General features: G+C 53.0%; 10 protein-coding genes and 1 pseudogene. 3 read left to right on the top strand and 8 right to left on the bottom strand.

The window, feature by feature from the left end; genetic code table 11:
- From OQV04_RS20975 to amiD, 3 genes and pseudogenes are all read left to right on the top strand, one after another.
- Positions 1-402, top strand: a pseudogene (locus tag OQV04_RS20975) (pentapeptide repeat-containing protein); the annotation flags it as partial.
- A gap of 210 nt (positions 403-612) precedes the next feature.
- A complete protein-coding gene (locus OQV04_RS20970; RefSeq protein WP_001160737.1) occupies positions 613-936 on the top strand; it encodes a heavy metal-binding domain-containing protein in 324 nt (107 codons plus the stop codon).
- Positions 933-1763 (top strand): N-acetylmuramoyl-L-alanine amidase AmiD, encoded by an 831-nt coding sequence (gene amiD / locus OQV04_RS20965; RefSeq protein ID WP_001255180.1) that lies wholly within the window; start codon positions 933-935, stop codon positions 1761-1763. The genes OQV04_RS20970 and amiD overlap by 4 nt, the downstream gene beginning before the upstream one ends.
- On the opposite strand, the gene OQV04_RS20960 is transcribed toward amiD, so the two are convergent.
- The 8 genes from OQV04_RS20960 to OQV04_RS20925 form a co-directional block, all read right to left on the bottom strand.
- The gene (locus OQV04_RS20960; RefSeq protein WP_001338420.1) at positions 1760-2773 is read right to left on the bottom strand and encodes an NAD-dependent epimerase/dehydratase family protein; all 1014 of its coding nucleotides are present in this window, start codon (positions 2771-2773) and stop codon (positions 1760-1762) included. The two genes, amiD and OQV04_RS20960, sit on opposite strands and share 4 nt — an antisense overlap.
- Positions 2774-2871: 98 nt before the next feature.
- Entirely contained in the window at positions 2872-4302 is a 1431-nt protein-coding gene (locus tag OQV04_RS20955; RefSeq protein WP_032280619.1) for an SDR family oxidoreductase, read from the bottom strand.
- Positions 4303-4312: 10 nt separating this feature from the next.
- Positions 4313-5314, bottom strand: a complete 1002-nt coding sequence (gene ltaE, locus OQV04_RS20950; RefSeq protein WP_032280620.1) for a low-specificity L-threonine aldolase — start codon at positions 5312-5314, stop codon at positions 4313-4315.
- Positions 5315-5350: 36 nt separating this feature from the next.
- Positions 5351-7069, bottom strand: coding sequence for a ubiquinone-dependent pyruvate dehydrogenase (poxB, locus tag OQV04_RS20945; protein ID WP_000815358.1), 1719 nt, complete (start codon positions 7067-7069; stop codon positions 5351-5353).
- Positions 7070-7201: 132 nt separating this feature from the next.
- Positions 7202-8170 (bottom strand): NADH oxidoreductase, encoded by a 969-nt coding sequence (hcr, locus tag OQV04_RS20940; RefSeq protein ID WP_021577184.1) that lies wholly within the window; start codon positions 8168-8170, stop codon positions 7202-7204.
- Between the two features lie 11 nt (positions 8171-8181).
- Positions 8182-9834, bottom strand: a complete 1653-nt coding sequence (gene hcp, locus OQV04_RS20935) for a hydroxylamine reductase (RefSeq protein WP_032280623.1) — start codon at positions 9832-9834, stop codon at positions 8182-8184.
- A gap of 143 nt (positions 9835-9977) precedes the next feature.
- Positions 9978-10877: an L-lysine exporter LysO gene (gene lysO / locus OQV04_RS20930; protein WP_032280625.1), complete on the bottom strand. Its 900-nt coding sequence runs from the start codon at positions 10875-10877 to the stop codon at positions 9978-9980.
- Positions 10878-11334: 457 nt separating this feature from the next.
- Positions 11335-11753: aquaporin (locus tag OQV04_RS20925; protein WP_247806834.1), on the bottom strand; the 419-nt coding region annotated here is incomplete at its 5' end.

Genomic DNA, 11753 nt, shown 5'->3' with positions numbered 1-11753 from the left:
GTCAAGATAAAACCATGGTTGCCAGTAAAATGGACAAAAGAGTTAATAAATGATTATTTGTATGGCTGTTTACTCTCTCTGTACTCTATCTGTGCAAGAGATATATATAATATGATCGCCGGGAATAACGTGAAGGTTGCTGCGGATGCTTTCCTTGAAATACTTTATTCTCTTAAAAATAAATATTGTATTAAACTATTAAGCGCTCAGGATCGGGCGTTTATATACGAATTTGCAAGAATGATCTTCGCTTATATTAATGACAAAAGCATTGAGATCTTATTACTTTCTTGTTTTGCGGCGGCTGACCAAAAAGCAATCCAGCGGTATATACCTCAGGCGCAAGATGGGGAAGACTTTAGGAATCATTTACAATATAAGTTGACTCTTCCCACTCATTAATATTGCCGGCACAACATAATAGGGCAGGTAAGCGGTGCTCCATAATGAAACCAATATCCGGTTACGAAACAGATAATTGTACAGGCTTATGTACCTGTTTTTGACACAATGAGATGATTTCCTAAACTGATCAAAACCTTCTTCCCAACATGGCATATCAGTCCGATAATGCTTTAGAGATCGAAGGCTTAACAAACAAGGAGATCGATCATGCAATTTTCTACAACCCCAACTCTGGAAGGCCAGACCATCGTTGAATATTGCGGTGTGGTGACCGGCGAAGCGATTTTAGGTGCCAATATTTTCCGTGATTTCTTTGCCGGTATCCGCGATATCGTTGGCGGACGCTCCGGTGCCTACGAAAAAGAGCTACGTAAAGCGCGGGAGATCGCCTTTGAGGAGCTCGGCTCCCAGGCGCGGGCGCTGGGGGCCGATGCCGTAGTCGGTATTGATATCGACTACGAAACGGTCGGGCAAAACGGCAGTATGCTGATGGTTAGCGTCAGCGGTACGGCGGTGAAAACGCGTCGATGAGAAGAGTCTTCTGGCTGGTCGCTGCCGCTCTGTTACTGGCAGGGTGTGCGGGCGAAAAAGGCATTGTCGAGAAAGAGGGATATCAGCTTGATACCCGACGCCAGGCGCAGGCGGCGTATCCGCGCATTAAAGTGCTGGTGATCCACTACACCGCAGATGATTTTGATAGCTCACTGGCGACACTGACCAATAAGCAGGTCAGCTCGCATTATCTGGTCCCTGCGGTGCCACCGCGATACAACGGTAAACCGCGCATCTGGCAACTGGTGCCGGAACAAGAACTGGCCTGGCATGCGGGGATTAGCGCCTGGCGCGGGGCAACTCGCCTTAACGACACCTCTATTGGCATTGAGCTGGAAAACCGTGGCTGGCAGAAATCGGCGGGAGTGAAATATTTTGCCCCGTTTGAACCGGCACAGATTCAGGCGCTTATTCCACTGGCGAAAGATATTATTGCCCGTTATCACATCAAGCCGGAAAACGTAGTGGCACATGCGGATATCGCACCGCAGCGCAAAGACGATCCGGGGCCATTATTTCCCTGGCAGCAACTGGCGCAGCAGGGGATTGGTGCCTGGCCGGATGCGCAGCGGGTGAACTTTTACCTTGCCGGGCGCGCGCCGCACACACCGGTAGATACCGCGTCATTGCTGGAGCTTTTGGCGCGCTACGGTTATGACGTTAAACCTGATATGACACCGCGCGAGCAGCGGCGCGTGATTATGGCGTTCCAGATGCATTTCCGCCCGACGTTATACAACGGCGAAGCGGATGCAGAAACTCAGGCAATTGCCGAAGCGTTGCTGGAGAAATACGGGCAGGATTAGCGCGGCAGTTTTCCGTGGTCGCGTAGCCAGGCGGCAGTTTTCTCGATACCTTCATCCAGGGTAATGACTGGCTGATAACCTAACTCTTCCTGTGCACGCGTAATATCCAGCGTAAAGTCAAAATTCAACTTGGAGACGCCGTAGTGGGTCAGCGGCGGCTCTTTTGCTGACTTGCGGCCTAAACGCTCCATGCTGCGGGCGATCATATCCAGCATCGGGTAAGGGACGGAACGAATACGACAGTCAATATTCAACTCGTCGATCAGCTTCTGCACGATGCTGCGCAGTGTGCGATGCTCGCCGTTGGTGATGTTGTACACACGCCCGGAAGGTAGCTTATCGCAGGCTTCCTGGCTTGCCAGCCACATGGCGTGCACGGCATTTTCATAGTACGTCATATCGACCAGCGCACTGCCGCCATGCGGTAACAGAATGCTGCCGTAGTGGTGCATCATATGCGCAAGACGGGGGATAAAGACTTTATCGTGCGGTCCGAACAGACTTTGTGGGCGCAGAATAGTAAAGCGCGTTTGTGGATTCGCCTGCGAAAGCATATTGATCACTTCTTCGCTGGCTGCTTTGCTGCGGGCAAACTCGTTGGCGAAGCGGTGTGGGCGAAAATCTTCTTTAATATCGCGATGGTGGTGATAATCGAAGTACAGGGAGGGGGAAGAGATATGAATAAAGTTACGCACACCCCAGGCGACAGCCCATTCACCCAGGCGGCGAGTGGCGCGAACGTTAGCCAGATCGAAAGCCTGTTGTGTCCCCCAGGGCGAGGTAAAGCTGGAGCAGTGCCACAGCGTATCAATGCCCGCGAGCATCACTTTAGCTTGTGATGAGACCAGCTCGGTCAGATCCGCCGGAACAAACTCTGCGCCCATTTTTTCCAGCAATTTACCCATTGCCTCGTTGCGACCGGTCGCTCGCACGCTGATGCCTTTCTGGCATAAAAACTCTACCGCGTTTCGACCTAAGCCGCTGGTGGCGCCGGTAACCAGTACCTTCATATCAATCCACTGTTGTTGAGAAAATGACGTGCGCATTCTTCCGTGATTTCCCCCATGATGCAATGGGAAACATGAAAGAATAACGCAGGTTTTGTCGATTAATCTGTGCTTTGTTCTGCCAGTCTGGCGATTTGTTTTGCCATTCCGCGAAAAATAAACAGATGCGCGGGGATCATCAATAACCAGTAAAACAGCCCCGGCATACCGTGCGGATGCCAGAAAGCGCGGACATCGATAGTACGATAGTCGCCTTTATCTTCCAGGGTAAAACACAGTCGTCCCAGCCCCGGTGCTTTCATGCCAAATAACAACGAAAGTTGCTTTTTCGGTTCAACGACAATGACTTTCCAGCTATCCACCGCATCGCCAGTTTGCAAATATTCGCGCTCCGGACGGCCTTTCGCTAATTTATGACCGATCGCACGGTCCATCAACGCCCGTGTCTGCCACAAAATATTGCCAAAGAAATAACGCTCTTTACCGCCGATTTGGTTCACTACCTGCCATAAAGCCGCAAGGCTGGCGGACGTTTTAACGGTAAACCCCGCCTGTTTGGCGAAATAACCGTACTCAGGTCGCCAGCGGGCAAAGGCCTGAGCGTCGTAGCCCCAGTCGCTGGAGTTGACCAGTTTTTCTTCCTCTTTCAACGTGCTACGTACCGCGTCATCGAAAGCGATCAGCCGTTGTGGGATGAGTGCACGTAGCGCTGTGTCATCCGCCAGCAGATCGTGTTTCAGCCCCTGAATCAACGCCCTGGCGGTGGTGGGCGGTACGGAAGTAATCACATTAAGAAACCACACCGAAATCCAGCGAGTGGGGAGGGGGATGGGGATCAACCAGCGGCGCTTACCGCTCACCGCCATAAAATGTTCAAACTGTTGCTGATAACTGAGCACCTCTGGTCCGGCGGCTTCGAAGATGCGGTGTTCGCTGGCCGGATGATCTAACAGCGCCACCAGATAGTGCAGCAAGTTTTCCAGCGCGATGGGCGTGGTGCGTGAACGAACCCAGCGTGGCGGCGTTAACACTGGCAGGTTGTAAACCATATCGCGCATCACTTCGAACGCTGCGGAACCTGCGCCAACGATAATTCCGGCCCGAAGTTCGGTCACTGGTACATTCGCTTCACGAAGAATGTCCGCCGTAGCCTGACGAGCACGCAGATGATCCGACTGCTCATGTGGCGGGGCCTGCAACGAACTGAGAAAGATTAATTGCTTAACTGGTACTTCACGTAGCGCATCGCGGACGTTGAGAGCCACCTGGCGCTCCTGAGCGATAAAATCGCCGCTTTCGCCCATGCTGTGCACCAGAAAATAGACGGTATCGATATCCTGTAACAGGGCCGGAAGGTTATCCGGCCAGCTGAGATCGACTTTATGGCAACTGACGTTTGCCAGTTGCAGCTTTGCAAGCCTGTCGACATGACGTGCCGCCGCCAGGATCTGATGCCCTTGCTGGCTGAGTGCCTGCACCAGATGTTGACCAATGTAGCCACTGGCACCAAGAACTAAAATGCGTTGCGGCACGTCTCCCTCCTTAACGCGCCAGGAATGCGCGCCAGTGGGCGGCGACTTCTGCCAGTTGTTCGCGCGAGACGTCAAGATGGGTCACCAGGCGGACAATCGGCGAGGCGTTAATCAGTACGTTTCTCGCTTTCATGTATTCGCCTAACGCGGCAGCATTTTCTTCGCCGACGCGAACAAACAGCATATTAGTGTCCTGACGCATTACATCCGCGCCCGCTTCGCGCAGTTGCTCCGCCATCCAGGCGGCGTTGTCGTGATCTTCCTGCAAGCGTGCGACGTTATTTTTCAGCGCATACATCCCGGCAGCAGCCAGAATGCCGGACTGGCGCATCCCGCCACCTGTCATTTTCCGCCAGCGAATGGCACGTTTAATGTAATCACGATTACCGACGAGTAATGAACCGACTGGCGTCCCAAGACCTTTCGACAGGCAAATGGTGAACGAATCACAATATTGCGTGATCTCTTTCAGTTCGCAGCCGTAAGCCACCACGGCGTTAAAGATGCGCGCACCGTCAACATGCAGCGCCAGATTGCGCTCGCGGGTAAATTCCCATGCTTCTTTCAGGTATTCACGCGGCAGCACTTTGCCGTTGTGGGTGTTTTCCAGACTGAGTAATTTGGTGCGGGCGAAATGGATATCGTCGGGTTTGATTTTCATCGCCACTTTATCCAGCGGCAGCGTGCCGTCGGCGTCAGCGTCGATGGGTTGCGGCTGAATACTGCCCAGCACCGCTGCGCCACCGGCTTCAAACAGATAGTTATGCGCGGCCTGACCGACAATATACTCTTCGCCACGTTCGCAGTGACTGAGCAGAGCGACCAGGTTGGCCTGAGTGCCGGTAGGCAGAAAAATGGCGGCTTCTTTACCGGAAAGCTCTGCTGCATAGTCCTGCAAAGCATTAACGGTAGGGTCGTCTCCGTAAACGTCGTCCCCAACCGGGGCGGCCATCATCGCTTCGAGCATGGCGCGGCTCGGTCGGGTTACGGTATCACTGCGTAAATCATTCATGGCATGTCCTTATTATGACGGGAAATGCCACCCTTTTTACCTTAGCCAGTTCGTTTTCGCCAGTTCGATCACTTCATCACCGCGTCCGCTGATGATTGCGCGCAGCATATACAGGCTGAAACCTTTGGCCTGTTCGAGTTTGATCTGCGGTGGAATGGCTAACTCTTCTTTGGCGACCACCACATCCACCAACACCGGACCGTCGATGGAGAAGGCGCGTTGCAGGGCTTCATCGATTTCAGAGGCTTTTTCTACACGAATACCCGTAATTCCGCACGCTTCGGCAATGCGGGCAAAGTTGGTGTCGTGCAGCTCAGTACCGTCTGTCAGGTAGCCTCCGGCTTTCATCTCCATCGCCACAAAGCCCAGCACGCTGTTATTAAAGACGATAATTTTCACCGGCAGTTTCATCTGCACTACCGAAAGGAAATCGCCCATCAACATGCTAAAACCGCCATCGCCGCACATGGCGACCACCTGACGTTCCGGCTCGGTTGCCTGCGCACCCAGCGCCTGCGGCATGGCGTTAGCCATCGAACCGTGGTTAAACGAACCTAACAGGCGACGCTTGCCGTTCATTTTCAGATAACGCGCTGCCCACACCGTTGGCGTACCAACGTCACAGGTGAAAATGGCGTCATCGGCGGCAAAATGACTAATTTGTTGCGCCAGATATTGCGGGTGAATGGCTTTCTCGCTCGGTTTAGCTAAATCGTCCAGCCCTTTGCGGGCATCGCGGTAATCTTCCAGCGCTTTATCCAGAAATTTGCGATCGGCTTTTTCTTCCACCAGTGGCAGCAATGCACGCAGGGTTGATTTGATATCGCCGACCAGTGCCATATCCACCTTGCTGTGAGCGCCGATGCTGGCTGGATTGATATCAATCTGAATAATTTTGGCATCGGTCGGGTAGAACGCACGGTAGGGGAACTGAGTACCGAGTAGCACTAACGTGTCGGCGTTCATCATGGTATGGAAACCTGACGAGAATCCGATTAACCCGGTCATTCCAACATCATACGGATTATCGTATTCGACATGCTCTTTACCGCGTAGGGCATGAACAATAGGTGCTTTAATTTTCCCGGCAAACTCAACTAACTCTTTATGCGCCCCCGCGCAGCCGCTGCCACACATCAGAGCGATATTGCTGGAATAACGCAGCAGTTGCGCCAGTTTGCGTAACTCTTCTTCTTCCGGCGTCACGACCGGCTGTGGCGCATGATACCAGTGGGTAGTTGCCCCTTCTGGCGCAGGTTTTAACGCCACGTCGCCTGGTAACACGACAACCGAAACGCCACGGTTAAGCACCGCTTTGCGCATGGCAATCGCCAGTACTTGTGGGATCTGCTCCGGGCTGGAAACCAGCTCGCAATAGTGGCTACATTCGCGGAATAGCTCTTGTGGGTGGGTTTCCTGGAAATAGCCGCTGCCAATTTCGCTGGAGGGAATATGAGCGGCAATCGCCAGTACCGGAACGTGATTGCGGTGGCAATCGAACAGGCCGTTGATCAAGTGCAGGTTGCCTGGGCCGCACGATCCGGCACAGACCGCCAGTTCTCCTGAAAGTTGTGCTTCAGCGCCAGCGGCAAACGCCGCCACTTCTTCATGGCGGGTGGACATCCACTCGATGGTGCCCATGCGATTAAGACTGTCGCTAAGACCGTTCAGAGAGTCGCCCGTGACTCCCCAGATGCGTTTCACGCCTGCCGATTCGAGTGTTTTGGCGATATAAGCTGCAACCGTTTGTTTCATGGTTCTCCATCTCCTGAATGTGATAACGGTAACAAGTTTAGTTCATCTGACGGAGGGGGAAGGGATGGGAGAGAAAGGAGGCACTAACGGTTAAATAGCCCGATGAAAGGAATATCATCGGGCATAAGGCGATTATGCGAGAACCAAATCCCCCTGCGGATGGCAGGAGCAGGCCAGTACGTAACCTTCAGCGATTTCGGCGTCGGTCAGCGTCATTGTACTGCTCACCGTATATTCACCGGAAACCACTTTCGTCTTACAGCAGCCGCAAACACCCGCGCGGCAGGCGGCGACAACCGGAACTTTATTGCTTTCCAGCGCCTCCAGCAGCGTGGTGCCAACCGGAGCGTAAAATTCTTGCGCCGGTTGCAGTTTGGTGAATTTCAGACCGCTGGTCGCCGCTTCCGCTACTGGGGTGAAGAATTTCTCTTTAAAGAAACGCGTCACGCCGAGCGCTTTCACTTCCTGCTCTACCCAATCCATATACGGAGCCGGGCCGCAGGTCATCACGGTACGTGAAGCTAAGTCAGGAACGCGAGTCAGGAGTTCGCGAGTGAGACGACCAGTGATAAAGCCTTCGGTAACGTTATTTTCCGCCACCAGCGTTACCGGATAGTTACGCCACTCATCGGCGAAAATAACATCCTGCGGCGTACGCACGTTGTAGATCACCCGCACATCGGCCTGTGGACGGTTCTTCGCCAGCCAGCGACGCATCGACATAATCGGCGTGACGCCGCAGCCTGCCGCCAGCAACAGGAATTTATCTTCTGCTTTATCGTCGCAGGTAAATTCCCCCATCGCGTCTGAAAGCCAGAGATAATCACCGCGTTTTACATCGCGGGTCAGCCACTGGGAGCCGACACCGTCATCAATCCGCCGCACGGTCAGGGTGATGTATTCACTCACTCCTGGCGTGGAGGAAATGGTGTAAGCACGCAGCGTTTCCGCTGAGTTACGCACGCTGACCAGTGCATATTGCCCGGCGCGATATGGGTAGTAATCGTGGCAAATCAGGGAAATCGTCCACACATCCGGCGTTTCTTGCTTAATGTGATGAACCTGCATCCGCCACGGGCATTGATTCGTTGGCATCGTCATCTGCTAACTCCTTACGCGCTCAACAGTTGCTTCATGTCTTCTTCAACAGTGGTGACAGACCGCAGGCCGAATTTCTCGTTCAGCACCGCCAGCAGGTCTGGTGTCAGGAAACCAGGTGCAGTCGGGCCGGTGACGATATTTTTCACGCCCAGAGAAAGCAGCGTCAGCAGAATGACAATCGCTTTCTGTTCAAACCAGGAGAGCACCAGCGACAGCGGCAGATCGTTCACACCACAGCCCAGTTTTTCTGCCAGCGTTACCGCCAGAATAATCGCTGAGTAAGCATCGTTACATTGACCTGCATCTACCAGACGCGGCAGACCTTCGATATCGCCAAACTCAAGTTTGTTAAAGCGATATTTACCACAGGCGAGGGTCAGGATCAGGCAGTCATCCGGCACGCTGGTGGCGAAATCGGTGAAGTAGTGGCGCTCGCCGCGTGCGCCGTCACAGCCACCAAGCAGGAAGATATGACGCAGTTTTTCACGGCTCACCAGATCAATCAGCGTATCCGCTGCGCCAAGCAGCGTCTGGCGGCCAAAGCCCACGGTGATCAGGTGCGGAATTTCGCTGTACGGGAAGCCTGCCATTTGTTGCGCCTGGGCAATGACCGCAGAGAAATCTTCGCCATCCAGATGACGCACACCCGGCCAGCCAACGATGCTGCGGGTCCAGATACGATCGTCATAAGCGCCTACGGTTGGGTCGATGATGCAGTTCGAGGTCATCACGATGGGGCCAGGGAAACGAGCGAATTCCACTTGCTGATTCTGCCAGCCGCTGCCGTAGTTACCGACCAGATGCTTGAATTTACGCAGCTCCGGGTAGCCATGCGCAGGCAGCATTTCGCCGTGGGTGTAGACATTAACGCCCGTGCCTTCGGTCTGTTCCAGCAGGTTGTAGAGATCTTTGAGATCGTGACCGGAAATCAGGATGCATTTACCCGCCGTCGCTTTGACGTTGACCTGGGTTGGCGTCGGGTGACCGTATTTACTGGTTTCGCCTGCATCCAGAATGCTCATCACTTTGAAGTTCATCTGGCCGATTTCCATTGAACACTCAAGAAGCGCGTTCATATCGGCAGGCCAGGTCCCCAGCCACGCCATGATTTTATGGTACTGGGCATAAATATCATTGTCGTATTGACCGAGAACGTGTGCGTGTTCCATATAGGCCGCCGCACCTTTCAGACCATACAGGCACAGCAGACGCAGGCCGAGAATGTTTTCGCCAATCGCCGCTTTATCTTTGTTAGGGGTAAATTCTGCTGCCTGACGTTGCAGTTCGCCGAGATCGTCGCTCACCAGTTGCAGGTCAGCCATCGGGTTATCGACGCGGGCGTTGGCATCTACAGTCAGGCATTGTGCTTTCAGCGCCTCGCGCAAGGCAATCGCTTCACGAGCGTAGCCGACAATACGCGGAGAATCGAAGTTAACGTTGGTCAGGGTTGAGAAAAAGGCACGTGGCGCGAAGCTGTCGACATCGTGGTTGATGATGCCGTATTCACGCGCTTTTACCGCCCAGGCAGAAAGCCCTTGCAGCGCCGCGATGAGTAAATCCTGAAGGTCAGAGGTTTCCGCCGTTTTACCACACATCCCCTGCGCGTATGAGCAGCCGTTTCCTGCCGGAGTACGGATAGTTTGTTCACATTGCACACAAAACATGATCACACCTTTTAAAGTTATATTTAATATACATGTTTAAGGTTAAGACGCTTAACGCGGGGATAAAAGGGATTTTTCATGCAACTTTAAGGGAGATTGATTTAGCGCAATTTTGGCGGCAGGGATCTACCGCCAGAGAGGTATTACGCAGAGAAAAAGGCGATGAGGATCGGCACTAACAGGCTAAGAATAAAACCGTGAACAATTGCCGCCGGGACCATATCCAGCCCGCCAGTACGTTGAAGAACGGGCAGGGTGAAATCCATCGACGTCGCACCGCATAAGCCCAGTGCGGTAGAGCGGCTGCGGCGAATCAGCCCAGGGATCAACATAATTGCAATCAGCTCACGGGCCAGATCATTAAAAAACGCCGCGCTCCCGATTACCGGACCAAAAGATTCGGTCAATAAAATACCGGAAAGAGAATACCAGCCGAAACCAGAGGCCATTGCCAGCGCGGTATTGATGGGTAGATCAAGAATAAAGGCGTTAATTAAACCACCAATTAATGAACTGGCAACCACCACCACGGCGACAATCATTCCCCGGCGATTAAGGACAATCTGCTTTAAGGTCATGCCATTATTGCGCAACTGAATACCGACGAGGAAAAGTAGCAGAATTAACGTGTATTCACTGGCTTCGGTCGCGTGTTGTAAGAAAGCCAGTCCACTCAGGCCAATGGCAAAACCAATCACTACTACGCCGCACAGTTTTAGCGACTCAAGCGCCATCGCAATACGCGACGGGAGTTTTTCTTGCTGATGGTGGTTGCGCCACGGCAGACCGCGCTCCAGCCATATAAGGGCGGCAATATTACACAGTAAAATAACGGTAATACTGACGGCAGAATAATGCAGAATCGCCAACAGGTTACTGGCGAGGTTATCGAGAAACGCCAGACTGATACCCATAAAAAAGAGAATAAGGTAAACCATCCAGCTTAATAGCTGATTAATAACTTTTAACGCAGCTTGTTGGCGAAGCGGAATGAGGTAACCCACAATCAGGGGAACCAGAATGATTAACAGCCCAGAAAACATGAAAACCCAGCCCTTGCAAAGAAAGAAGTCGAAATGCGCGATGACACACTACTGAAAGCGGAAGGACGAGTAAAGTTGCAATTAAAAGGAAATGTTATGCATCAGAGGGGGATTTTTAATTCTATATGAGTGTTTAGCATTGTTGCGCTCCTTTCATGTGCAATGCCATATAAAGCCACTGGCGCAGGGAGCGCGCAGGGGGCGGCCAGTCGCCGCCGCCCCCTGCACCCCCGGGCTCTGGCGAACAAAATCGCCGCTGCGCGGTACCTTCAGCTTATCCCCTTCGGCTACCGGGTCGGGCGCGAGGTAACGTCCTGTAAGACGCGCCCTCAGCCCACATCCATGTGGGCTGCCCCGGCCTTCAGGGAACGCCTCGGCGATTTTGACGCCACCAACACCCGTGCGGTTTGTAACGTCGAAGATAAAACAACCAGGGCAGATAAAATGCCAATGCTAATTAATTACGTTTTTCCAGCAGGGTCCGGTAAATCAGACCACCGATAATGCCGCCGACAATTGGCACCACCCAGAAGAACCACAGTTGTTCTAATGCCCAGCCGCCCTGGAAGATGGCAACCGCGGTGCTGCGCGCCGGGTTAACAGAAGTGTTAGTCACCGGAATACTGATTAAGTGAATCAGGGTTAAGGCCAGACCAATAGCGATCGGCGCAAAACCTGCCGGAGCGAATTTGTCGGTTGCGCCGTGGATCACCAACAGGAAACCTGCACTCAATACCAGTTCAACTACCAGCGCGGAAAGCATGGAATAACCGCCTGGTGAATGCTCGCCATAACCGTTAGGGTGATGCTGCCAACTTACTGATTTAGTGTATGATGGTGTTTTTGAGGTGCTCCAGTGGCTTCTGTTTCTATCAG

The organism is Escherichia sp. Lx600-2 (assembly GCF_036662595.1).
GTDB lineage: Bacteria > Pseudomonadota > Gammaproteobacteria > Enterobacterales > Enterobacteriaceae > Escherichia > Escherichia coli.
The sequence above is the reverse complement of the archived record's forward strand: the minus strand, read 5'-3'. Positions and strand labels throughout refer to the sequence as shown.